Source organism: Sphingobacterium sp. UBA5789 (assembly GCF_002418355.1).
GTDB lineage: Bacteria > Bacteroidota > Bacteroidia > Sphingobacteriales > Sphingobacteriaceae > Sphingobacterium.
Genome location: NZ_DIDX01000002.1, coordinates 176,130 through 202,196 on the forward strand (window position 1 = coordinate 176,130; position 26,067 = coordinate 202,196).

Consider the following 26,067-nt stretch of genomic DNA (forward strand, 5'->3'; position numbering starts at 1 on the left):
ATTCAGATGGATTTCATAAATCGTTGTATCTGTGGATTCTGATTGCTTTTATCCCATACCGCAAAGATTTGGGTACGCTGTGGAATTGCCTTAAGTTCAATTGCTGTTACATCTTCCGTATGAAGCTGAGCTAAAGAAGTAGGTATAATGGAGATGCCCATGCCGCATCCGACCAAGGAGAATATAGTCGGGCCATGAATAGCCTGATGCGTGATTCTGGGATAAAATCCGCTGTCACTGCAAAGATTCACAATCTGCTGAAAATAAAATTCACTTTTGGCATTTGGAAATAAAATAAAGTCTTCGTCCTTTAATATACGTAAATCTTTAAAATGATAGTTTCCAAAACGGTGATTCCGGGGAAGGATAAGTGTGAATGTCTCTTCGAATACCCGTAGAATATGCATCTGGTCTCTGACCTGATTGGACCGCATAAAACCAATGTCGATGTCTCCGTTTTCCAGTGCCGGTAATTGTTCAAAATTGTTCATCTCTTCAAATCGAAGATGTATCGCCGGATAGGCGGTGTGGAACTTTTTAATCGCTTCTGGAAGAAAAGAAGACATTGCCGATGCTACAAACCCGATCTTCAATGTACCTGCTGATCCTGTGTGGAACTGATCCAAACGTTCCATACTCCGCTCCACCTGTTGTAAAATGTGAATGGCTTCCGAATAAAATAATTCACCCAGATCACTTAACGATATTTTTTTGTTTAGTCTGTCGAACAACGCTACTCCCAGTTGCTGTTCCAGTAATTTTATCTGCTGACTCAGTGCAGACTGTGAAATATGTAACTTATCCGCTGCCTTATGGTAATGTAATTCCTCAGCCAAAGCTTTGAAATAGCGAAGCTGACGTAATTCTATTTGATTAGTTTTGCTTATCATTATTTAAGTTTTATTAATCATTACTTATGGTGAAAATAGGTAAATTTGATCAAATGGTAGTACTAAAAGAGCAATAACATGAAATTTGAAGAAAATAAACCTTTAGATATCGTCCTTAACGATTTATTTGAGCATTACAGAAAGAATGTGACTGCAGTAGGTCAGATTACAGATGCTTTATTGCAGAAAGGTGTGGTATCGTCACAGGAAGATATTGTAAATGATCATATTGCTTTCCGTACCCTGGGAGTTCCTCATTTGGGTATTGCCTCATTCGAAAAGATCTTTTTGGCCTATGGGTATAAAAAAATGGATCACTATTATTTTGAAGGAAAAAAACTGGATGCGTACTGGTTCAAACCGCCGAGTACTGATTATCCGCGAATATTTGTTTCTGAACTTATAGTTTCTCAATTGAGTGAAGAGGCTCAGGCTATCATTCATAAATATACAGATGGAATTACTGCAGATCCTGTTGATACCCTGAATCTCGAAAATGGTCAGGAAGCAGCAGATTTTCTTCAGAAACCTTTGTGGAAGCTCCCTTCGTCTGCAGATTATACACGTCTGCTTCAAGAAAGTGAATATGCAGCCTGGGTTATTTTCAACCGGTATTATCTGAATCATTATACCATCAGTATCCATGAACTTAAAGATGGGTATAATACATTGGAAGAATTTAACAATTTTGTAGAAGGACTGGGAATCAAGCTGAATACATCTGGTGGTAAGATTAAGACCAGTGAAGACGGATTATTGAGGCAGTCCAGTACTGTCTCGGCACTTTATGACGCACAATTTTCGGATGGAGTCACTTTACAGATTGCCGGAAGTTATGTAGAATTTGCGGAAAGAAGTGTATTGCCTGAATTTAAAGATACGCCGAAGGATCAGATAACAGCCGCACAACGCAGGGATGGATTCGAGACCAATAATGCAGATAAAATCTTTGAAAGTACCTATACAACTCAAATAAAAAATAAGTAATATCTCTTCGGTAGAACAGGTGAATATATGGAAGAAAAACTTCGGATATTAAGTGAAGTACTCGAAGGGGAGCTGTTGTGGGATAATCAGACAAAGATACTCTATGCAACGGATGCCTCTGCATATCGGGAAATGCCGACTGCTGTAGCCTATCCCAGAAATGTGAAAGATCTGCAGGAGTTAATTGCATTTGCCAGGACGGAAAAAAGTGCATTGATTCCACGTACTGCGGGCACTTCTCTGGCCGGACAGGTGGTAGGGAATGGGATTGTCGTGGATGTGTCTAAATATTGGACAAAAGTAGTAGAGATCAATAAAGAAGAGTCATGGGTACGTGTACAGCCCGGAGTGATACGTGACGAATTGAATATGTATCTGAAGCCTTACGGGCTTTACTTTGGACCGGAGACATCTACAGCTAATCGTGCTATGATCGGTGGTATGGTTGGTAATAACTCCTGTGGTTCCAATTCGCTGATATATGGAAGTGCAAGAGAGCACTGTATAGCCATTAAAGGATTGCTGAGTGATGGCTCTGAAGTTGAGTTCGGACCGCTGGCATTTGATCAGTTCATCGCAAAAAGTGAATTAAAAACACTTGAAGGCAAGCTTTATCAGCAAATGAAGACCATATTGGGCGATTATGGTAATCAGGAAGAAATACGAAAAGAATTTCCCCGGAAAAGTATACCTCGCCGTAATACGGGTTACGCCCTGGATTTGTTACTGGAAACGGATCCTTTTACAGCAGGAACCGAACCATTCAACTTCTGCAAACTGATTGCCGGATCGGAAGGAACCCTCGTTTTTATTACGGAGATCAAATTGCACGTTGATCCGTTACATACAAAGAAAACAGCTTTGGCCGGAATCCATTTTAAGACTTTGCAGGATGCATTGAGGGCGAATCTTATCGCCTTAAAATATCAACCGCGAAGTTGTGAACTTATAGACCATTATATTCTGGAGTGTACCAAAAATAATCTGGAACAACGTCAGAATCGTTTTTTTATAGAAGGAGATCCGGAAGCCATTCTGGTTGTGGAATATGATGGAGATGATGATGAAGCCATTCTGCAAAAAGTGAAGGTAGTAGAGGATGAGATGCGGTCGCAAGGCCTGGGATATCACTTTCCTGTTATTTTCGGAAAGGATATGCAAAGGATCTGGGCACTTCGGAAAGCTGGTTTAGGATTGTTGAGTAATCTACCGGGCGATGAGAAGGCGGTAGCTGTTATTGAAGATACAGCTGTGGATGTTGCGGATCTGCCTGAATATATTCAGGAGTTCAATACCATACTGGCCAGATACGGGCTTTATTCTGTGCACTATGCTCATGCAGCTACCGGTGAATTGCATCTCCGGCCAATCCTGAATCTGAAAACGAAAGAAGGAAATAAGCTGTTCAGAACGGTCGCACAGGAGATAGCTGTTCTGGTTAAAAAATATAAAGGATCATTAAGCGGAGAACATGGTGACGGCAGATTGAGGGGCGAGTTTATCGCTTACATGATCGGCGAACATAATTACAATCTGCTTAAGGAAATTAAGAAGACATGGGATCCGGATAATATTTTTAATCCGGGTAAGATTGTGGATACTCCGGCTATGAATACTATGCTTCGCTATGAGCCGGATGCGCCTGTGGCAACCATAAAATCGATATTCAGATATCCCGGACAAAACATTTTGCAACATGTGGAGCAGTGTAATGGTTCCGGGGATTGTCGTAAACTAAATATTTCAGGCGGTACCATGTGTCCATCTTATATGGCAACCCGGAATGAGCAGGATACTACCCGTGCAAGAGCTAATATACTGCGGGAAATGCTCACGCACTCGACAAAGGAAAATCCTTTTGATCATGAAGAGATCAAATCTGTCATGGATCTTTGTCTGAGCTGTAAAGGTTGCAAAAGTGAATGCCCTTCAAGTGTCGATATGGCTAAATTGAAAGCAGACTTTTTACAGGCTTATCATGATGCTAACGGAGTACCGTTGCGCACGCGTATGATTGCTAATATAGATCAGGTATCCAGATTAGGTTCTTTCTTCCCTGGGCTTTACAATTGGTCTGTATCAAATGCATGGATAAGTAAGCTGATTAAAAAAGCTGTTGGCATTGCTCCGAAACGCTCTCTCCCGACCATTGGCACTCTTAGTCTTAGAAAATGGTTCCTGTCGCGGGAGAAACCTCTTTATACGAAAGAAATCAGAGGTACAGTCTATTTCTTTTGTGACGAATTTACAAACTATAATGATGTAGAATTAGGCAAGAAAACCATAAGGCTGCTGGAAGGCTTGCATTATGAGGTATTAATGATTCCTCATCCGCAGAGCGGAAGAGCGCTGATGTCTAAGGGTTTTCTGCGTGAAGCAAAGAAAATAGCGGAGCAACAGATCAATATTTTTAAATCGAGGATTACGGCTGAGACGCCTCTGATAGGAGTAGAACCGTCTGCGATATTGACTTTCAGAGATGAATATGTAGATCTTGTAGATGAATACCTCTTGGAAGATGCCCGAAAGGTAGCCGCTAATGCCTTGCTGATTGATGAATTTCTGTTGAAAGAAATTTCGTCAGGTAAAATCTCCAGTTCCGAGTTTTCGCAGGAACAACGTTCCATCAAACTTCATGGACACTGTCAGCAAAAGGCCTGGAAACTTCAGGCAACCTCTGAGAAGATATTAAGTTTTCCTGCACATTATGATGTAGAATTAATTGCTTCAGGATGCTGCGGGATGGCTGGTTCATTCGGATACGAAGCGGAACATTACGACGTGTCTATGCAGATCGGTGAACTTGTCCTATTTCCAGAGGTGAGAAATAAAGCTGCACAACAGCTTATTGCTGCTCCGGGGACAAGTTGTCGCCATCAGATCCAAGATGGTACAGGTGTAAAAGCGATGCATCCTGTCGAGATACTGTACGATGCCTTATTAAACAAATAATGCCCGGATTTCCGGGCATTATTATTTGTGCTGATGCGCAATATTATTTTTTGGCGTTATTCAAAGCCTGCGTGTTTAATTTGATATATTCATCATTTTTACCCGCTTTAGCCATGTCAATACCTTGTTGAGCAGTCTCTGCAGCACCTTTTTTATCACCGGATTTTAACAGAATCTGTGACTTCCAGTATTTAATCCACGGAGCCTCAGTATTTCCCTGATCTGCAATACTAACCCATTCAACTGCTTTTTTGATGTCCAGATTGTTGTTGAAATAATATAATGCAGCTTGAAAATAAGGTTTTTTCTCACCTTGCATTGCCTGATCAATAGAAGCTAATATTTCTTTTGACTGGTCTACCTTGATGTTGAATTGTACGGAAACTTTATCCCATGCGATGCTCACTACTCCGGAAGTCGTCGTTACCTGATCAAAACTAATGGTAAACGTTTCTACTTTATTCGCTAATGTGGTTGGTTTCACATTGAAACGTACAAGATCTTCTTCTTGTTTGTACGTATATGCTCCCCATTGTTTACTGTTTTTACTCAGAATAATTGTCCATTCATTTTTGTTAGGAATGGTGAAAATCCCATAAGTTCCTGCAGGAACTTTTGTTCCCTGAACAGTGACTTCTTCTTCAAATGTCAGTGTTGACACCGTATTAGCACCTGTACGCCACACTTGTCCGTAAGGTACAAGATCACCGAAAATAGTACGTCCGTTTGTATTCGGGCGGCTATAATTCAATACTACGTTGTGAATCCCGATCGCCTGCTTAACTTCAGTAGCACTGCTTGGCTGAGGTATTTTCAGTTGCGCCTGAGCTCCGAAAGCTAAAGCTGAAGCAACTAATAATGTTAAAATTGACTTTTTCATATCTGTTTAGTGTATTCTTAAATATTATAAGCTATTCAGGTATTCACGTGCTTTTATTACCTGATCGTGAATCGTATTCTGATGGATATTTTTATTATTGAATCCCTGAATAACAGACTCTAACTTATTAAGTTCGGCAGTCTTGCCTTCCTTTTTAAGCTTTTCTCGGATAATTCTGATTTTCTCTGCATCCTGTACTCCTTCAATGAGTTTTTCAAAACGGATTGAAGTCTTTACATCCGGATAGATAAACCATGCATCACCTGCCAGCCAGGTCCCGAAACGCGTATCTAAGTTAGGATTTTTGTTCCAACAGTCAAAGGCCCAACGGAGATATCCGTCAAATCCGCGCTGTACACTATTCCAGGGTAGCCATGTGGCTTCACTGTAGCCTGAACTGGTAAATGTATTTGGGAAGGGTTCGGTACAACAGGTGTAGAAAGTAGTAGTAAGCCCTTTGGCTTTTCTGCTTTCCAAGACTTCTTTATCCATGTCTTCCTTCAGCGTAATACAATAATCCGCCAGATCGTCTGACAACTCTTTATGGTATGTTCCCGCCAGCGAGATTTTGAAAGAAGGATCAGCTTCTTTAATAATAGCAATGGCACTTTGCATCTGATCCATAGGTCTTTCGTCCATCGCAATAGTAGTACGGTTAAAATTACCAGTTTCTTTTAAATGGCGGGCAAAATCTTTCAGCATAGGAAGCCAGTGTTTTTTATACTCCTCAGAGGTCGGTGCCGCTTTTAAGAAGGTCGTCTTTCCTGTAGCCTCATCTTCATAGTAAAATTTTGGATCCCAGGGAATCATACTATAGCAATTGATGAATTTACCCATGCCCAGATCGGTCATAAATTTGACCCATTTATCAAAATTGCTGTAGTCATATTTCCAGTTGCCATCTTTCGTTTTAATCCATTTGATCATCGTCTGATATTTATCATACGTCTGTCCGTTCCAGGGATCATGAATAATACTGGCGGTAATACTCTTTTGTCCGGCACTGGCTAACTTCTGCATGTAGGGTTTTAATATCTCCAGGTGTTTATCTGAAAAAGGCTCTACATTATAGTAACGTGCGGTAGAGAACGGGTTCTGCCAGAGATCCAGGTGAAACTGCCACTGGTCGCTGGTGGGTAATGTATGATCCAGAACCTCTATACTATAATTGATTTCCTGAGCTTTATTACCACTTTTTGCTATGACCTTACCTTTATAGATGCCAGCTTTGGTGTTCTGCGGAATATCCAGAGATATCCATATCGGGCGGGTTGTATTTTTCTCATATTGAAAGTGTTGTTCGTTTTCAATACGGTCAGCCACTAAGATAGAATCCAGTTTTCCGCTGATACCACAACCAGATTTGAGATTTCCAATAAGATCCGACATAACATAGCTTACATAGCTGATGGTGATATGATCTCGGCTGATGGTATTTTTAGAAGCAGCGGTCAGGTCTGTTACAGACAAGTCGATATCCTGAAAATCTTTTGAAGACCACAGCACGGCCTGTATTCCGACTTTCTCACCCTTCCAGGCCTTCTGAGTCCATGATTTTGTCAATACCTGCTGCTGAGGGGGCGTGGTCTTGGAGTGACTAAAATTGGTTGATGAAAAGGAAAGATTAATGTCGGGACTAACGGTCTTCCAATTAGCAGAACTACCGGGTTTCGGATCAGCAGACTCATGTCCGATCTGCCCGAACAACAAGGTAGAACAAAACAGTGTTAAGCCTGTTAAAAAAGGTTTGATGCTCATAGTATTAAGGTGTAATTATGCTAAAAAAGCAATTATAATACGTGTCTATAATTGCTTTTAAAAAGTTTAAAATTTAAAGATTGAATTTATGCTTTACCTGCTTTGTGGCCGGATACAGCATAATATAAAATAAACAGATAGCATGGTAGTGCAATCCAGTATGCCTGATGTGAGCCAATTAATCCCGAAAGTTTTCCGTACAGAAGCGGGATTATTGCCCCTCCGGCAATACCCATTACCAACAGACCTGAAACAGCATTGGTAAACTTGCCTACACCTTTAAGTGCAAGCGGCCAAATTGCCGGCCATACTAATGAATTTGCAAAACCAAGTAATGCCACAAAAGTCAGGGAGACCATTCCATTGGTAAATACAATTCCCATAGAGAAAATAGCACCTAATATTGCACAGAATTTAAGTGCATTTTCCTGAGACAGATACTTAGGAATAGCTACGATTCCGATAAGATAACCGACAACCATTGCTCCCATAGTGAAAGATGTAAAGAATTTGGCAGTGCCTAACGCTACGCCCTGAGATGTTCCATAGGCTATAATACTATCACCGGCCAATACTTCGACTCCTACATAGAGAAATAGAGCAACAAAACCTAGTATAACATGTGGAAAATCGAACACACTCTTCTTGCCTTCTGAGACCTGATGATGATCCGATGTCTCTTCTTCATTACCTTTTGCTTCGGGTAAATTTGAAAATGAAATCCAAATAGAAAGAATAAGTAAGACTACAACGATACCGATGTAAGGGTTAACAACCTGAAGAGCAACTTGATCCAGTGCTGCGGCATGTTGCTCAGGCGTCATGCTGTCCATCTGTTTTGTAACCTGATCCGCTTGTTCAAGATTCAGGAACATACCCAGAATAATAGGGGCAAGAGCACCTGCAAATTTATTACAGATACCCATGATACTGATTCGGCGTGCAGCTGTTTCGACAGGACCTATAATAGTGATGTAGGGATTAGATGCGGTTTGAAGAATGGCCAACCCTCCGCCCATAACAAATAAACCAATCAAAAAGATCGCATAGGTACGCATATAGGCTGCAGGAATAAATAACAACGCACCTACTGCCATAATGCCAAGCGCAATAGACATCCCCTTCTTGAAGCCGAATTTGTCAAGTACACGTGTAGATACAGGTGCCATCACTAAGTACGCAATGTAAAAAGCAAAAGTCACCAGGTACGATTGAAACTCTGATAATTCACATGCTATTTTCAGGTATGGAATAAGAAGAGAGTTAAGCCACGTGGCAAAACCAAAGATGAAAAAAAGCGAGCCAATGATTATCATTGGGCCCAGAGTAGATTGTTGATTAGTTTTTTGTGGTTCCATGTTTAGGATTATAGATTATTTTATTGTTGGAAAAAATCTTTATTACAAGGCTACTGAAATAATTTCACTTTTTAAATGCAAATGTTTATGCAAACGTTTGTTAAATCGATAGACAGGTTAAAAAATCTTATAATATTAATAAAAAAACCTCAGTTTTATATTAATTATACTAAGGATATTACAAAAGAAGAGCGAATCCAGGGGGTGGAACCGCTCTAAAAACCTAAACCGTATCACAAAACCAAGAAAATGGTTTATATACGTATTAGACAATGTATTTTTTAAAAAGTTTTGTAACAAATTATCTTTTTGGAACAATAGCAACCGTAAGTCTCGATATGCAAAGCAATTGCCCGCGATGATTATTAATCCGTATATCCCAGACATGTGTTGTAGCACCGATATGTAAGGGGCTACATACAGCTGTTACCTCTTTATCTGTTGCTGACCGTATATGATTTGCATTAATCTCTAATCCTACGCCCATATATTTTTCGTCATTGACAACCATATTAGAAGCAATGCTTCCTACAGATTCGGCTAATACTACAGAAGCTCCTCCATGCAAAAGGCCAAATGGCTGTTTAGTCTTTTCATTAACAGGCATAGTTGCCGTAATGCTGTTCTCTGTCAGTTCAGTTGCTTTAATACCCAGAAAACCAGTCATATTTTTTTCAAATATGACGTTTAGTTCATCCAGATTATATTCTTTAAACCAGATACTACTCATTGTCAGGATTAAGATAACGTTCTTGTATAATAAATTTATGATGGTTCAAGTGGCCGGCTACAATATAAACAAATGCACGAACACTGATGAGACGGTCTGAAGCCATCCCTTTACGATTCAATTCCGTCTCATTAAAAGTATGAAACAAGGATAAATTTGATCGTCTGAGATAATTGAACTCCTCAATTATACTTTCCAGTGTGCGTTCATTGTGCCGTCCGTTTTGTACAAACTCTTCCTGTTCAAATGCAGGTAATGAAGTCATATCATTTCTTGCAAACCGCAATGCACGGTAGGACATGACGCGTTCTGCATCCAGAATGTGGCACAATACCTCTTTAATCGACCATTTATCCTCTGCATATTTGTACAGCTCTTTCTCTTTGGGGATAGATGAAATAAAAGCAGGAAAGGTGCTCAGCTGCTCTTCCAGGACTTCCATTACGTCTCCGACAATAGTTTCAATGTAGTCCGCATAGATTGCCGGATACTCATCCGATTTGAGTGGGTTCATATCTTAAATTACTTTTTAATACTATTCTAAATGTTGTTCCTTTTCCTATTTCGGATTCTTTGACAAAAATCTGTCCTTTATGATAGTCTACCATACGTTTGGTCAGGCTCAGTCCCAACCCCCATCCTCTTTTACGGGTTGTAAAGCCCGGTTGGAAGACGGTCTCAAAATTTGATTTCGGAATTCCTTTTCCCGTATCACTAATGTCTATAAAAATTTCTTCTTTTGCAATGTTTTCTGAAATGTTAACACTGACTAACCCTTCTGATTCAATAGCATTTACTGCATTTTTGAGCAGATTTTCGAGGATCCAGTCAAACAGAGGTGCATTAAGCTTGGCTTCTATATGGGTGTCACCCGTAAGGGTGAATGTAATTTTATCACTGGTCCGTATTCTGAAATAATTGATGAAATCATTCACAATTGTATATACATTGTAGTTAGATAAGGACGGTATGGAGCCGATCTTGGAAAACCGATCAGCGACAATCTCCAGCCGTTTGACATCTCTTTCCATTTCGTTCAGAATATTATCATCCTCTGCATCAAACCTCATTCTGACAAGTTCCAGCCAACCCATTAAAGAGGAAATTGGTGTGCCTAACTGATGTGCGGCTTCTTTTGCCATACCCACCCATACCAGGTTTTGCTCTGACTTTTTGATCGAATTAAATACCGTGTAAGCGATTATAAGAAAAATTGCAATAACGGATAGCTGTACATAAGGAAATATCCTGAGCTGTATAAGTTCATTAGAGTCTTTATAAAATACCTGCCATTGGTCTCCATTATCCAGATTAATGGTAATAGGCGGATGACTACGCTTCATTTCCTTCAGTTCTTTCTGAAAGTATCCGGGATCATAGACCGGGGTATTGGCTGCGACAGAATCCTGTTCGCTGTGTTTGATATTAGTTTTAGTAGGATCCAGATCTCTCCAGAATATAATGTTATCCTTCTGATCTGTGATAATGGCAGGCAGTGCGAGACTATCTCTTACAGCATAGATGAAAGTGATAAACTCGTCATCTACATCGGGCATGGTAATAATACTTTTGGTACTCATCGCCCATACCTGGGCTTTTGTCCGTTCAGATGCAGACAGATTTTTGACCAGATTATTGGTGTAGAAAAGAGATGCTCCAGCGATGATCGCTGCAAAAATCAGTAATAAAAATTTCCAGCGTTGTTTATTGTATTGATAAGGATTCATGCGCCGATTTTGCAAAATGATGCTGCAAAATAGGGAAAATAGATGAGTTGTGATAAATATGGTCAAACTTTAACAGAAGATAACAGTTGTCGCAAATAAAAAATTTTATGGTAATTTTGCAGTATGAGTTCTCAAAAAAGAGTTAGGGTGCGCTTTGCTCCCAGTCCTACCGGCGGTCTGCACTTAGGAGGTGTACGTACAGCCTTATTTAACTATTTGTTTGCACGTCAGCATCAAGGTGAATTTATCCTTCGTATTGAGGATACGGATCAGACAAGATTTGTCCCGGGAGCTGAGGAATATATCAATGAATGCCTCGCCTGGTGCGGAATAGTACCGGACGAAAGCCCCTCCAAAGAAGGTGCTTATGGTCCATACAGACAGAGTGAGCGTAAACCTTCTTACCGTCAGTATGCAGAACAGTTGGTAGAAAAGGGATATGCCTACTATGCGTTTGATACCGCAGAGGAATTGGATGAGCAAAGAAAGATTCAGCCCAACTTCAGATATAGTCATGAGAATCGTATGATCCTTCGTAACTCGTTGAGTCTATCTGCTGAAGAAACGCAACAATTGCTGGCTGAAGGTCATTCTCATACTATTCGTATCAAAATGCCTCAGGAAGAGACCGTTTCTTTTGAGGATATGATTCGTGGAAGAGTGAGCTTTGAAACCGGTCTTGTAGACGATAAAGTCCTATTGAAAGCGGACGGAATGCCGACTTATCATCTTGCTGTAGTCGTAGATGATAAAGCTATGGAAATCAGTCATATCTTCAGAGGGGAAGAGTGGTTGCCATCTGCTCCAGTACATATATTGCTTTGGGAATATCTGGGCTGGTCTGCTGAAATGCCTCAATGGGCACACCTGCCGTTAATTCTGAAACCAGATGGTAACGGTAAGTTGAGCAAGCGTGATGGTGATCGTCTGGGATTTCCGGTATATGCAATGAACTGGACCGATCCTAAGACCGGAGATCTGACTAAAGGATTTAGAGAATTAGGCTTTTTACCGGAAGCATTTGTTAATATGCTGGGAGTATTGGGGTGGAATGACGGGACTGAGCAGGAATTGTTTTCATTGGCAGAGCTGATCGAGAAATTCTCTGTTTCACGTGTCAGCAAAGCTGGAGCTAAGTTTGATTTTGAAAAAGCAAAATGGTTCAATCATGAGTGGATCAAACGTACGGATGATGTTGCTCTGTTACCTAAAATAAAAGAAAATATACAACAACATGGGGTTGACCCCTCTACACAGACTGACGCATATATGTTAACCGTATTAGGCGCTGTCAAAGAGCGTCTCACCTATGTTGAAGATTTCTGGACACAGGCATCGTTCTTTTTTGTAACTCCGGAACAATACGATGTGGAAGCTGTGAAGCCGAAATGGAATGAACAAAAAACAGCTTTTTTTCAGGAAATAATACATGATTTTGAACAACAGTCTGATTGGAAAGCAGAAATATTAGAGCCTTTGTTCAAAGAGAAAATAGCAAGTTCAGGCCTTAAGATGGGCGAATTGATGATGCCATACCGTATTATGCTGGTAGGTGGAAAGTTTGGCCCCGATGTTTTCCAGATAACAGAACTTTTGGGTAAAGACGAGGTTATTCGACGTATTGGCAAAGCATTACCTTTATTTAGCTAAAGAATAGCACAGTACTAAAGGAACAAGCCCGTCCGGAATGCAAGTATTTCCGGACGGGCTTTTTTTATAACAGAAATGATAGACTATTCACTTTATGAATGCAGTCCAAATAAGTACATTTGGAAGATCAACCATCCTCATTACGGATGCAAAAACTACTAATATGAGAAACATAAAACTCCTTATTTGTGCATTGATTGCACTAACGACAGTATCGGTTTACGCTCAGAAAAAGACAACAACTTATCCTGAGAAAAAATTAAACTGGAAGCTGGGTTCACAGGCTTACACGTTCAGACTCTTTACTTTTGCTCAGGCTTTAGATAAAATTGACAGCTGTGATCTGCGTTATGTAGAGGCTTTTCCTGGTCAGGAAATTGGCGGAGGAATTGTAGGAAAGATGGATTATAACCTTTCTGAAGAAAGTAAAAAAGCAGTTAAGGCTTTGTTGAAGAAGAAGAATATTTCCCTTCAGGCATATGGAGTAGTATCCGGAAAAGATGCTGCAGAATGGGAAAAGATATTTGCTTTTGCAAAATCAATGGATATTCCGGTTATTAATTGTGAACCAAAAGAGGCGGATCTGGAGACAGTATCTCATTTGTGTGATAAATATGATATTAAAGCTGCCATCCACAATCATCCTAATCCTTCATTCTATTGGAATCCGGATAAAATCGTGACTTTATTAAAAGGTAAAAGTGAAAGAATGGGAGCTTGTGCAGATGTAGGACACTGGGTACGTTCGGGACTTAATCCTGTAGAATCCTTAAAAAAACTGGAAGGCCGTATTTTCCATGTTCATTTCAAGGATCTGAATGTATTTGGAGATAAGAAAGCTCACGATGTACATTGGGGCACCGGTGTTATCGGAATGAAAGATGTTATTAATGAACTGAAAAGACAGAAATTTGCAGGAATGATCTCTGCAGAATATGAATACAACTGGGAGAACAATAAAGAAGATGTGAAAGAGAGCGTAGCTAATTTTAGAAAACAATTGTAAATCCATAAAAAGGCATAGGTATTTATAAGATTAAATACCTATGCCTTTTTTTATCCTAAAAGTTCTTTCAGATCTTCCTGTGAAAGGGACTTAATGAAGCTTTCTTCAGTAGTGATTAGACTTTTTGCAATTCCTCTTTTTCGGTTTTGCATAGCCAGTATTTTTTCTTCTACAGTATCTTTTGTAATGAACTTATAAATAAATACACTACGGGTCTGTCCGATACGATGCGACCGATCCACAGCCTGCTGTTCGACAGCAGGATTCCACCACGGGTCGAGAATAAATACATAATCCGCTTCGATAAGATTCAATCCTACACCACCGGCTTTGATGGATATAAGAAACAGCTTGGTATTCTTATTCTTTTGAAACTCAGCGACGGCCTCCGAACGGTTTTTCGTAGCACCGTCCAGATAAGCATACTGAATTCCCTTCTCTTCAAAATAAGTTCTGAAAATACTTAGCTGCTTAACAAATTGAGAAAAAATAAGTACCTTGTTTCCAACATGCAATACAGATTCTAAGGTTTCCAGTACCAAATCAAATTTGCCGGAATTTCCTTCAAAGTCATCATCAATCATCTTTGGATGATTAGCCAGCTGACGTAATTTTGTCAATCCCTGCAACAATGTTATCTGCGAAGTCTTTGCTTTATCTTCAGTATTAACATTTAGCAATGCATTGCGGTATTCGGATTTTACCTTTTCGTAAGTCTCAGATTGATCTTCAGTCATTTCACAATAGATAATTTGCTCCGTTTTAGGAGGCAGTTCTGTTGCTACCTGATCTTTTGTTCGTCTGAGGATAAAAGGTTTGACAATAGACTGTAGTTTCTTTGCCCGCTCTTCATCTTTCTTTTTCTCTATAGGCTGTACAAATTCCTTTTGAAAATACGTGAATGTGCCGAGTAGTCCGGGATTGGTAAAGTGCATCTGCGCCCAAAGGTCGGAGACTGAGTTTTCAACCGGCGTACCACTTAATGCAAGCTTATGCCGGCTCTTAAGGCTTTTGATAGCTTTAAATGATTTGGATGCAGGATTTTTGATATTCTGACTTTCATCCAGAATGATGTAGTTAAAGTAAAACTTTTCAAGCATTTCCTCGTCACTTCGTACAATACCATATGTAGTGATCACCAGATCGAAATGTGAAAGGGAGAAGTTATCCTTGATCCTGTTGGTTCCGGTATGCAGCAGGATTCTGAGTTTGGGAGCAAACTTGGACGCTTCCTTTTGCCAGTTATAAATCAGAGAAGTCGGGAGAATCAAAAGAGAAGTATGAGGCTGTCCATCCTCTCCGGTGTCTTCTTTCTGTTTTTGAAGTAAAGCCAGCGTTTGAATAGTCTTTCCAAGTCCCATATCGTCTGCCAGCACACCACCGAATTTATAATGTTGCAGAAAATGAAACCAGTTATATCCTGCCTTTTGATAGGGACGTAGCTGTCCTTTAAAATTTTTAGGTTCGGCAACATCACTTATTTCTTCAAAATCAGCAAGTTTTTCTAATTTACGTGTGAAGGTAAGTGCGGTATGTTCACTGATATCATTAAGTACCCCAATGTGTACTTTATTAAGTTTAAGCTCGTTTTTTGTGGAAGAGAAATGAAATAAGTGTTGGTATTGTGCGAACCATTCTTCCGGAATAATCGCAATCTCCCCGTTTGGAAGTATAAATTCCCGAATGTTATTGAGGATATTATTCCTTAATTGTATAAAAGGAATCTCGTATGGCCCGAACCGAGCTACTGCTTTTACATCAAACCAGTCATTATCTTCTTCAACGGCTATATCAAGAACCGTTTTTCCAATAAAATATCGTTTTGCGGATTCTTCCTGAATAACCTGAAAGCCGGATTCAAGCAATTGTTCCTGATGCTTCGAAAGCCACTCCAATGTATTGACCTCACCTCCGTTTTGTTCGTTTGGAATAAGATTGCTAAATAATTTATCGATTTTCTCCAGTCCCAGTTTTTCTAAAAGGGCAAATTGCTTCTCTTCCCATACAAGAGAACGTTTTATGCGGTGGAAAGTGTAGAGATCTTCAGCTTCATCATAGGTCATTCTTACTGTGACGCGATGTTCACCTCCGGATTCGAAAAGGTAAGGGCCATACTGAAATAACAACTGTAATTGTGATCCGGTATGGAGATGCACCAGCTTGATGATCGGTGTGGCTTCGTGCTGATAGGTTTTGATATCAAAACCTTCTGCGTAGACATGATATTTTTCAATAAGTCCGCATACGAATGTTTCAAAGTACTTTTTCTCCGTTCCCCTCGGGACTGAAATATATCTTTTATTGAGAAAAGGACTTAGTTTCTTCCCTTCCACAGCCTGATCAAAATGATAGAGTGTGTTTCCCAATAGCAACCAGGCCTGTTCATTGATAACAACCTGGGCATCTTTAAACATAAATTCGATCCGGTTGTCATCGTACTTGATGGTCGGGAAATAACGTGTTTCTTCTTCGCTACGCCGGAAATGGAATAATACCGATGCCGGAAGAGGGGCAAGATGTAGCTGCTGCTCTGCCGGATATCCATCTTTACTCATTAAAAACAGCGGTTTATCTCCGATAAGATCCAATACCTTCAGCAATTTGTTGTCTAATTTCGGACGGATATAATCGTAAAATTTCTTATCAAATATTTTGGCAAAGAAATCTATTGGCCGAACGGCTTTTTTGTGATAGCGTTTGATTACGTGGGTTTGCTCTGTTTCGTCTAATAATTTGATAAGCTTATAGTCCGTTTCATCAAGTTTGTCTGCAAATTCATCCACTGTGTTGCTGAACACCCGTTTGTATTTGAGCGAATAGCTGCCATTTGCATTCAAAAATACAATGTGCGGTTCGATCAGGAACCCCAGATATGGATGTTCCCCTAAGGAATAAACAAGTTTGTAACTCAGATTATCTTTTGTCTGCTGCATTTAAAAGCTAAAAATCACTAAAAAGGTTTCTAATATAGTGATTCTTGTGGTTTTTTTGTTGGTTTGTGAGATAATCTACCTTTTATGTAGATAAATTTTGTGTTCCGTTTTAAATATTTCCTTCAAAGACATAGTTTGCAGGACCTTTGAGGTAAACTTCTTTGAAAGTAAGCCCTTTTTTGAAGAAGCTAATGTAGAGCTGTCCGCCCAATACACGGATAGGTATTTCGAGCTGTCCTTCCAGATTTTCTTCGATGGCCATTGCCATTGCGGCTGCTGTTGCGCCTGTTCCGCAGGCTAATGTTTCATCTTCGACACCTCTTTCAAAAGTGCGTACAAAATATCCGTTTTCTTCTTTCTCGACGAAGTTAACATTGATGCCTTCGTTTTTATAGGTATCATTATTACGAATGGTGTATCCTTCCTTATACACATCCATATTTTTGAGATCGCTTACTGTTTTAATAAAATGCGGAGACCCTGTGTTGAGAACATATGCTGTTTCATCTTTCGTGACCTGGTCTACATCTATCATCTGCAGATTGACCTGGTTGTCATGTATTTGAGCCTGATGGGGACCGTCTACTGCCAAAAAGGCAGTGTTCTGACGGATGATATCAAGGTCACGGGCAAATGCGACAATACAACGTCCACCATTGCCACACATGCTGCCTTCTCTGCCATCGGCATTATAATAGACCATTTCAAAATCAAAATTTTTCGTATCTTGAAGGAGCATCAATCCGTCCGCGCCGACTCCAAATCTGCGGTCGCATAATTGTTTTACTAAGTCTTCATTTGAACGCTCAAAGCCTCCTTTTCGATTATCGATCAGGATAAAATCATTGCCTGCTCCCTGATATTTATAAAATTTGATTTGATCTGTCATTTTTGCTGAAATATGCTACAAATTTAATATTCTTGTTACAATAATTTGGCCAATCGTTAAATCTTGTTAAAATCTTCTTAAGATGCTTTATTGTTAACACTTTTTAACTGACATGACTTGACAACAGCTGCCAAATGGTATTACATTTGAATATAAGATTTATAAATAATGAGTGTTAACGTTTTTTTGGTAAATTAATAAAAGACACAAGATGAAAGATAATATGAAAAAAATCACTTTAACATTGATGACAGCGGCCTTCGGTGGTGCGATTGCCATCGGAGGGTATAAACTCTTCGAGAATCAACGTTATGACAACATGTCTTTCGAAGAAAGACAAAAAGTTTACTATGCAAATAATCCCTCTGGTGAAGTAATGGCTTCAACAGGTAACCCTGATTTTACACAGGCAGCTGCTGCGGTATCTCCGGGTGTAGTACATATCCGAACCACCTATTCAAATAAAGGTTCAAGAGGAGGAGAATCCGGATCACCGTTTGATATGTTTGAAGAATTTTTCGGAATGCCTCAAGGGCGCAGATCACAGCCTCGTGCCCCACAACAGGCTTCGGGTTCCGGGGTGATTATCTCCGATGATGGTTATATCGTAACGAATAATCACGTTGTTGAAGATGCTGATAAAATAGAAGTGCAGCTGACGGACAAGCGTACTTTTGAAGCTAAGGTTATCGGGCGTGATCCCAATACGGATCTGGCATTATTGAAAGTTAGTGCAACAAAGCTTCCTATTGTTAAGTTAGGAAATTCGGACGATGTTCAGATTGGCGAGTGGGTACTGGCAGTAGGCTATCCGTTGAGTTTACAGTCTACCGTGACAGCTGGTATTGTGAGTGCAAAAGGTCGTCAGATTGGTATTCTAGGAGAATCTCAAAATCCGCAAGGATATCCAAGAGGTTATGGTCAGCAATCAGAAGAGCCGATTATTAATACCGCTATTGAATCTTTCATCCAGACAGATGCTGTGATCAACAAAGGAAATAGTGGCGGTGCCTTAGTAAATGCCCGCGGTGAGTTGATCGGTATTAACTCTGCTATTGCATCTCCTACTGGGGTATATGCAGGATATGGCTTTGCTATTCCGGTGAATCTGATGAAAAAGATCATGGATGATTTTGTGAAGTTCGGATCAGTAAAAAGAGGCTTGATCGGAGTTACATTTACAGAAATGTCTCCTGAACTGGCTAAACAAAAAGGTCTTGATGAGTTGAACGGTCTTTATGTTCAGGATGTAGTAGCTAATGGGGCTGCTAAAGCTGCTGGAATCAAGCCGGGAGACCTGATTACGAAGATCGAAGACAAAGTTATTTACTCTTCATCAGATCTTCAGGAACGTGTAGCGCGTCTTCGTCCTGGTGATAAAGTCAATCTTACTATCAAGTCAGGTGGTAAAGAAAGAAATGTAACCGTTACATTGAAGGCAGAAGAAGACGCTAAGAAAACGGCTTCGGGATCCAGTAAAAGTGCAACCGAAATTTACAATAAATTAGGTGCTAGTTTTGTACCCGCTTCTGCAGCTCGCAAAAAAGAATTGGGTGTTAATTCCGGAGTTGTGGTAGCGCAAGTGAATCGTGGTGGACTGTTTGAATACTTTGGAGTAGAAAGAGGTTTGGTCATCACTGAAATAAATGGTAAACCTGTAAATAGTGTGGATGATATTGAATCTGCATTAGGAGATACCGATCGTAACATTATCCGTATCAAAGGTGTGCCGGAAAGAGGCAGTACAGTTATGTTGAATGTTCCGGTGGAATATTAAACGAAAACTGTCATGATAAAATCAAAGGGTTGCCATACATCTGGCAACCCTTTTTTGATTGCAATATTTAATCGTAATTTAGGAGCATGAAAATTCTAATGGTTTGTTTGGGGAATATTTGCAGATCTCCTTTAGCACATGGTGTGTTACAACATTTAGTAGATGAAGGTGGTTTAGACTGGGAGATTGATTCTGCCGGCACAGGCGACTGGCATATCGGACAGGCTCCGGACCATCGGTCGATAGCGGTGGCAGCAAAATATGGAATCGATATCAGTAAACAAAAAGCACAGCATTTTAATCCAACTCTGTTTGATAGATATGATTATATCCTGGTAATGGATAATCAAAATTATAAAGATGTAATCGCACAAACTACTTCTGTGGCTGAGCGGGAGAAAGTAAAATTATTCATTCCGGATAATGCTGTTCCTGACCCTTATTTTGATGCTAAAATGTTTGACCCTGTCTACAAAATGATTGAAAAACGTTGTGCAGAACTGATTAATGAGCTCAAGTAAAGATCGTTTGTTATCAACAAACTGTTAGAGAATAAGTACCGTTTACTGTAAAGGTTTTTACCTTTTTAATTTTTACTTTTGAGTTTATAGATATGAATGCTAGTCAAGTGAATAAGAGTTGGTCTGTTCTACAGGGGAAGATGGCGGAAAGTTTTGATATGGATATACCGGATATCAAAGTCATGCTTTTCCTGATAGGAGTACAGGAATTAGGTAAAGGACCTCAGACATTCTCTAAAAGAGAGAAAGAGGAACTGATGCATATCGCTACCTGCAAGCTTTTTAGTGCAATGGGATTTTATGAATTGCAGGGCGTTGATCAGGAAGGCTGGCCACACTGGGAATTAATTAAACCTATTCCGAATTATACATTATTAGAACAAGAACTAATTATAAAATCTTTAATAGTCGATTATTTCCAGGAAATGGAAATGATGTAGCTTTTGCTTACTCTTTTATGATGAGAAAAATAATTTTACTGTTTTTTGTAATGACATGCAGCCTGTATGTCTGGGCTGCTAAACCTGAATTTAAGTATGTTAGCATCACTACAGATAAAGGCATATGTCTGTTGAAATTGTACAACGCAACTCCGCTACATCGGGATAATTTTGTGAAACTGGTGAAAGAAGGATATTACGATAGTCTGCTGTTTCACCGTGTGATCAATCATTTTATGATTCAGGGAGGAGATCCTGATTCGCGACACGCTGCAAAGGGACAGGCACTTGGAGAGGGAGGTCCGAAATATACGATCAATGCGGAAATCCGGGATACCTTATTCCATAAAAAGGGGACCATAGGGGCTGCAAGAGATAATAATCCGGCTAAAGCATCTTCAGGATCTCAGTTTTATCTGGTTGAGGGGCGTGTATTTACAAATGCCGGACTGGATAGTCTGGAACAGTTCAAATTAAAAGGGCACAAGTTTACGGAAGCACAACGCAAAATTTATACTACTATTGGAGGAACACCTCATCTGGATGGTAATTATACCGTTTTTGGTGAACTTTTGAATGGGGTAGAGGTTGTGGAAACAATTGCTAAAGTGAAGACAGATGCTTTGGACAGGCCGACAGATGATGTAAGGATGTCGATGAAAGTGTTAACCCGAAGAGAAGCATTAAACCTTGAACTGGAACTTAAAGGGGAGAAACCTAAAACAGGTTTTCTAACCCGGTTTTTTGATATGTTTTCAGGAAAAGATTATTAGTACCTCGGAATAATTGATCTATCAGGACTTGTATCAATATTTAATTTAAAGATTTACTTTATATTTTTTTCTCGTGAAAATCATTACGTATAATGTTAACGGTCTGCGTGCTGCTCTTAGAAAAGGGTGGCTGGACTGGCTGAAAAGTACGAATGCAGATGTGATCTGTCTTCAGGAAATAAAAGCTACACCGGACCTGATTCCTGAAATAGCTTTATTGGAGCAATTGGGATATGAGCATTACTGGTATCCTGCACAGAAGAAAGGATATAGCGGGACTGCGATCTTTACAAAGGTCTCTCCTAAACGTGTAGAATATGGATGCGGACACGAGCTGTACGATTTTGAAGGAAGAATAATCCGGGCTGATTTTGAAAAATTCTCGGTTATGAGTACTTATTTTCCATCAGGTACAACTGGTGAAACACGACAAACTTTCAAGTATCAGTTTTTAGATGATTTTCAGCAATACAGCGATCATCTTCTAAAGGATATTCCTAACCTTATTGTATGCGGGGATTATAATATCTGCCATCGTGCAATAGATATCCATAACCCTAAATCCAATGCAAATACTTCCGGATTTTTACCTGAAGAACGGGAATGGATGGAAAATTTTATTAATTCGGGGTATATTGATTCTTTCCGCCACTTAAACCCGGAGCCTCATCAGTATTCCTGGTGGAGCTACAGAGCAGGTGCCAGAGCAAGGAATCTGGGCTGGCGTATTGATTATAATATGGTATCAGCGCCGTTGGCCAGTCAGATTGAGAAATCGTACTTACTGAATGATGCTATGCATTCAGATCACTGCCCTGTTGTAGTAGAAATAAGTGAGTAAAGAGATTTTTAGTGTGCAAAGTGACACTATAAGTATTGTAAGAAAGAACAGATAAAGTTTTCGTCACTGTAAGATCATCCGAAAAGGCTAACCCTGATGTTGGATTACCAAGGTTAGTCCATTTCGAACTCCTTTGGTCTTTTAACTTAGTGTGCGCATTGTCAGAATACTTCACTGCCACTGGATTTATTGAGGCATACCTGTTATTCCAAATTATATTATTGGTTTTTCCGGTAGGAAATCTTTCGGCGACATGCCAAAATGATCTGCAATCATATTGAGGTGGTTTAAGTTGTACTTCGCTCTGCTGTTTTTACTTTCCACACTTGTAATAAATGTTCTTTCAACATGCAAAATTGTCGCAATGTCTTGTTGCGTAAGGTTTTTTCTGTTCCTTAACTTAACTACAAAATCAATTACAGATTGCTCAAAAGGAGTAATATTCGTTTTTCCTTTCATAGCTTTAAATTGTTAAAAAAATGAATCGATAATGCTATACATGTACCACATATTTTGTTGGAAGCAATTGATATTGGTTAATAGCAGTTATGGGATAATTGCAAAATCTGTGCTAAAATTTTAAGAAAGAAGAATTATAGCCGGTTCTATAAGAAAGAACTTCGACCGGGATACATTTAGAAATATCTAATTATTCAACAGATATTTCTAATGTACAGTATTCGGATTTTGCATTCACAAAACTATTTCTTAGTTTATTTTTGCTTCTGATTGAGGATGTGTTTGAGTTGTTCTGCTGTCAGATTCGAAGATTTTAAGAAGTCAACATATTTCTTTAAGGATTTTACAGTCTCACTTTCAGGATACAGCTTTATTCCTTCTGCCAGAATAGTTGTGTCAGATTTAAAATCAAACTCTGATTTCAGTAAATTTTTAAGATAATATTCGTAGGCTTCCTGACTTTGTGTGTATTTATTAAAGGCATTAAAAGCTTTTTTAACACCATTGATATCTTTATTACTGCCAGCTAGTTCGATATTCATCTTATAGTCATTATAGCTATATGGTCTTTCATTAAACATGACCTGACTGTATTTGTATGCAGAATCTACTTTACCCATATTGGAGTACATCAGCATTTTCATATTGTCATCGTACACCGTGTATGGGCTTATTTTATTATAATCCTTTAAGATATCAAGCATCTCTTCATATCTTTTTTCAAAGTAAAGGTATTTTGCTTTTTTGAGAATCAGAGGTTCGCTGTCAACCCCCAGGTTGGGAATAGATCCTGACAACATGTGCTCAACTTGCTGATAAGTATACTTAGGGTGAGGATTGGAATAGTCTACATTGTCAGAATCTGTATCTATCAGATACTGGGCTTTGTACGATTTGTAATTAATGTAATTGATGCAAAAAGCTCCTGTAGCCAGAATTAAGACAGAGAAATAGATGTATTTGTAAACAGGTTTATAGCTTGTTGTATCTGTTTTTACCTGTACACTTACATAATTAGCAATGATCATCGCTAATAATAATACGAACATGATATTCATATTGGGGCGTGCCAGGGGAAAGTTAAAGACGGAATCTATAAAATATCCGATTATTCCACTGAAAATCAATATTGCTGCGAATTTCCTTTCCTGATTATATTCCTCTCTGAAAAGAATTTTTAACGTGTAAATAAAGGCAAAAACAAACAGACCAAAATACATGAGGCCAGTAATTATACCACTTTCGAAAGCGACCTGTAAAAAATCATTGTGATTATAGCGGTTGAAAACATTAGATGTATAATATTTACCTGTAATTCTTGGCGACTCTATTTTGTAGTTACCTAAACCAAATCCTAATAAAGGACGCTCCTTAATACCTTCTAACGAAGCTTTCCACATGTAAAGCCGAATATTGGTTCCTGCATTATCAAAATCCGTAATTGTCTGTGCTCGTTCTTCTATAAAAGAACTATTCTGGGTTTGTTCTGTATTAACTTGTTTCTCAGATCCGGTTTTAGCATACTTTGTAAGGGTATTATCAACAATCAGGAAACTGATAACAAAGAGCGAAATGAGAACAGCATTATGGAGGAGAGTAATGTTTCTTTTTTCAGATTTCCAATACAGAACAGTTGTACCGACAGTTATGAATAAAATGATAAGGGTAGAACTGATGTATATAGCTCTGGCACTTATGAAAAATAAAGTCAGCAGGGCGATAAAATAAGTTAACAGCGCAATGTACCTGAATATACCTTTGGTGCGTAAAAAAGTATAGACTACAAAGCATAGTTTAACGATCAAAGTTGCCCCAAAAATGTTTTTATTACCCGTACTCCATTTTATATTATTGACTGCATCCCACAACGGAAGTGTTTTAATCTCCCGTATGAATTTATACAGTTCGGCACCGGATTGATATAGAACAATACAGGTAACTATAATGGAGATTGCTTTAATGTTATCTTTTGCTAAAAATAGTAATGCGAAAATATTAAAGAAGGCAATTAATGTAGTGGTGTAACCCGCATACTCCAGCAGACCTTCAACTTTGTTGAGACCGGCAAAGATGGATATACCGGATAGTACAAAAAAGGAAATAAATAGTACAGGTATGACCTGTTTAAAGAACAAGGAAATCTTAAAACCAAATCCTTTTGAAAAGTTCCTTAGGATATAGATAATCGCCGAGATATTAATGATATCCAATTGTATTCTGTGCTGACCAGCCGTATCAATAATATCTCCCCGTGGAATAATATCTACAATAAGGTAGAGGGCGATGAAAATAAGATAAACATAAGTATTGGCTGCGTATTCTTTAGGAGGTAATGATTCGGTGACATCAGTGGATTTTCTGTTGTCATTTTTCAGGGTAGGCTTCTTATGAGTTTTTTTTGATTTTGTCATTTTTGAATGTGATCTTCAGTCAAAACTATACGAAAGTACATTTTTTTTGGTCGGATTCTCCTATACAGCTGATTATAGAAGAATTAATTACTTAATTATCGATTTTTACCTACAGGTTTATCAACTTCTTATTATGTCCGACACTTTTTTGGTAAAAGTGTTGAGGTATAGCTAATCAAGAACGGTTTGATCCTTATATGTTACCCATACTTGCTGTTTCGTTTTTCAACAGGAACTGTTTTTATATGCTGCTTGTGATTTTTTTTAGATGTGTCATCAACGTTTACCTTCCGGATCTATTGCCTTAAGTGTATTTTTTAATGTAGAATTAACAGTTAAATGTAGTTGATTGTCTATAAAATTTTAATGAATATATGTAAATACGCACATTTTGTAGCGTGATAACTACACTATCGAAATAAAAAAAAGTAGCCTCTCATACCTTTATTAGTTTTGCAGCCACGAGTAGTTTTTATCGTGATCAGATTGACTTTTTTATATGTGTTGTGACGTAAAAGTTTATTTGATAATAACTGAAATGCAAAATATAATTTACAGAATATGAAAAATCGTTTGGCTCTCTTTCTCCTATTTTTCGTTGTATCAGTAGGGTCTGTGTATGCTCAGCAAAAAATCAGTGATGGGTCTACTACTGGAGAATCTGCTCTTCCGAATAAAGATGCTATGATAGAACTTGAGAGTAAGTTCAAAGGGCTTCTTTTTTCACGTGTAGAGTTAGTTTCAACGACAAACCCTTCACCATTACAGGGGAATAAGCATGTTGCGGGTATGATGGTATACAATACCGTGTCCGCAAACGATGTGAGACCTGGTATATACTACAACGATGGTAGTAAATGGGTCGCTGCGGGAAGTTCAACCGGAGCAACAAACATTAGCTACAATCCATCTACTTATGAGATTTCTTATATAGATGCAAACGGTAATTCTGTAAATATAAACCTGGCTGAAGTAGTTAAGAAAAACGAGACCGTTACGACTCTTATCGGTCATAAAGACGGTACGTATACGTATACTTCAGAGAACGGTACTACGACTACGATCAATGTACCGGCAGATGTTAT

General features: G+C 39.0%; 21 protein-coding genes. 10 read left to right on the plus strand and 11 right to left on the minus strand.

Going from position 1 to position 26,067, the window contains the following annotated elements; genetic code table 11:
* Positions 1-2: 2 nt before the first annotated feature.
* Entirely contained in the window at positions 3-890 is an 888-nt protein-coding gene (locus B4B65_RS06075; protein WP_293914324.1) for a LysR substrate-binding domain-containing protein, read from the minus strand.
* Between the two features lie 78 nt (positions 891-968).
* Here B4B65_RS06075 and B4B65_RS06080 point away from each other — a divergent pair, with 78 nt between their 5' ends.
* A complete protein-coding gene (locus B4B65_RS06080; protein ID WP_293914326.1) occupies positions 969-1,877 on the plus strand; it encodes a DUF1338 domain-containing protein in 909 nt (302 codons plus the stop codon).
* A 27-nt stretch (positions 1,878-1,904) separates the two neighbouring features.
* Positions 1,905-4,829: an FAD-binding and (Fe-S)-binding domain-containing protein gene (locus B4B65_RS06085; RefSeq protein WP_293914328.1), complete on the plus strand. Its 2,925-nt coding sequence runs from the start codon at positions 1,905-1,907 to the stop codon at positions 4,827-4,829.
* Positions 4,830-4,872: 43 nt separating this feature from the next.
* Here the strand turns inward: B4B65_RS06085 and B4B65_RS06090 are convergent, their stop codons facing one another.
* The 6 genes from B4B65_RS06090 to B4B65_RS06115 form a co-directional block, all read right to left on the minus strand.
* Positions 4,873-5,709 (minus strand): DUF2911 domain-containing protein, encoded by an 837-nt coding sequence (locus tag B4B65_RS06090; RefSeq protein ID WP_293914330.1) that lies wholly within the window; start codon positions 5,707-5,709, stop codon positions 4,873-4,875.
* Positions 5,710-5,733: 24 nt separating this feature from the next.
* A complete protein-coding gene (locus tag B4B65_RS06095; protein ID WP_293914332.1) occupies positions 5,734-7,467 on the minus strand; it encodes a DUF4091 domain-containing protein in 1,734 nt (577 codons plus the stop codon).
* Between the two features lie 86 nt (positions 7,468-7,553).
* Entirely contained in the window at positions 7,554-8,825 is a 1,272-nt protein-coding gene (locus B4B65_RS06100) for a sugar MFS transporter (RefSeq protein ID WP_201680847.1), read from the minus strand.
* A gap of 301 nt (positions 8,826-9,126) precedes the next feature.
* Positions 9,127-9,555: a hotdog fold thioesterase gene (locus B4B65_RS06105; RefSeq protein WP_293914334.1), complete on the minus strand. Its 429-nt coding sequence runs from the start codon at positions 9,553-9,555 to the stop codon at positions 9,127-9,129.
* Entirely contained in the window at positions 9,548-10,069 is a 522-nt protein-coding gene (locus tag B4B65_RS06110) for a DinB family protein (RefSeq protein WP_201680845.1), read from the minus strand. Before B4B65_RS06110 ends, B4B65_RS06105 begins: the two co-directional genes overlap by 8 nt.
* Positions 10,047-11,282, minus strand: coding sequence for a sensor histidine kinase (locus tag B4B65_RS06115; protein ID WP_201680844.1), 1,236 nt, complete (start codon positions 11,280-11,282; stop codon positions 10,047-10,049). The genes B4B65_RS06110 and B4B65_RS06115 overlap by 23 nt, the downstream gene beginning before the upstream one ends.
* Before the next feature lie 123 nt (positions 11,283-11,405).
* On the opposite strand from B4B65_RS06115, the gene gltX reads away from it, so the two are divergent.
* Both gltX and B4B65_RS06125 read left to right on the plus strand, forming a co-directional pair.
* Positions 11,406-12,932, plus strand: coding sequence for a glutamate--tRNA ligase (gene gltX, locus B4B65_RS06120; protein WP_293914337.1), 1,527 nt, complete (start codon positions 11,406-11,408; stop codon positions 12,930-12,932).
* Between the two features lie 163 nt (positions 12,933-13,095).
* Positions 13,096-13,938 carry a sugar phosphate isomerase/epimerase family protein gene (locus B4B65_RS06125; RefSeq protein WP_293914339.1) on the plus strand — a complete coding sequence of 281 codons (843 nt, stop codon included), beginning with the start codon at positions 13,096-13,098 and terminating at the stop codon, positions 13,936-13,938.
* A 50-nt stretch (positions 13,939-13,988) separates the two neighbouring features.
* Here the strand turns inward: B4B65_RS06125 and B4B65_RS06130 are convergent, their stop codons facing one another.
* The gene (locus B4B65_RS06130) at positions 13,989-16,871 is read right to left on the minus strand and encodes a DEAD/DEAH box helicase (protein ID WP_293914341.1); all 2,883 of its coding nucleotides are present in this window, start codon (positions 16,869-16,871) and stop codon (positions 13,989-13,991) included.
* Between the two features lie 109 nt (positions 16,872-16,980).
* The gene (dapF, locus tag B4B65_RS06135) at positions 16,981-17,760 is read right to left on the minus strand and encodes a diaminopimelate epimerase (protein WP_201680841.1); all 780 of its coding nucleotides are present in this window, start codon (positions 17,758-17,760) and stop codon (positions 16,981-16,983) included.
* Positions 17,761-17,971: 211 nt separating this feature from the next.
* On the opposite strand from dapF, the gene B4B65_RS06140 reads away from it, so the two are divergent.
* The 5 genes from B4B65_RS06140 (at position 17,972) to B4B65_RS06160 (ending at position 22,112) form a co-directional block, all read left to right on the plus strand.
* On the plus strand, positions 17,972-19,537 hold the full coding sequence (locus B4B65_RS06140; protein WP_201680840.1) for a Do family serine endopeptidase: 1,566 nt from the start codon (positions 17,972-17,974) through the stop codon (positions 19,535-19,537).
* An 86-nt stretch (positions 19,538-19,623) separates the two neighbouring features.
* Positions 19,624-20,058: a low molecular weight protein-tyrosine-phosphatase gene (locus B4B65_RS06145; RefSeq protein WP_201680839.1), complete on the plus strand. Its 435-nt coding sequence runs from the start codon at positions 19,624-19,626 to the stop codon at positions 20,056-20,058.
* Positions 20,059-20,150: 92 nt separating this feature from the next.
* Entirely contained in the window at positions 20,151-20,498 is a 348-nt protein-coding gene (locus B4B65_RS06150) for a hypothetical protein (protein WP_201680838.1), read from the plus strand.
* Between the two features lie 17 nt (positions 20,499-20,515).
* Positions 20,516-21,271: a peptidylprolyl isomerase gene (locus B4B65_RS06155; protein WP_293914346.1), complete on the plus strand. Its 756-nt coding sequence runs from the start codon at positions 20,516-20,518 to the stop codon at positions 21,269-21,271.
* A 73-nt stretch (positions 21,272-21,344) separates the two neighbouring features.
* Positions 21,345-22,112: an exodeoxyribonuclease III gene (locus B4B65_RS06160; protein ID WP_201680836.1), complete on the plus strand. Its 768-nt coding sequence runs from the start codon at positions 21,345-21,347 to the stop codon at positions 22,110-22,112.
* Between the two features lie 213 nt (positions 22,113-22,325).
* On the opposite strand, the gene B4B65_RS06165 is transcribed toward B4B65_RS06160, so the two are convergent.
* Together B4B65_RS06165 and B4B65_RS06170 are read right to left on the minus strand one after the other, a co-directional pair.
* On the minus strand, positions 22,326-22,571 hold the full coding sequence (locus tag B4B65_RS06165) for a helix-turn-helix domain-containing protein (RefSeq protein ID WP_002999910.1): 246 nt from the start codon (positions 22,569-22,571) through the stop codon (positions 22,326-22,328).
* A 254-nt stretch (positions 22,572-22,825) separates the two neighbouring features.
* Positions 22,826-24,982, minus strand: coding sequence for an O-antigen ligase family protein (locus tag B4B65_RS06170; RefSeq protein WP_293914349.1), 2,157 nt, complete (start codon positions 24,980-24,982; stop codon positions 22,826-22,828).
* 561 nt (positions 24,983-25,543) lie between these two features.
* On the opposite strand from B4B65_RS06170, the gene B4B65_RS06175 reads away from it, so the two are divergent.
* The coding region (locus B4B65_RS06175; RefSeq protein ID WP_293914351.1) for a hypothetical protein at positions 25,544-26,067 on the plus strand (524 nt) is incomplete at its 3' end.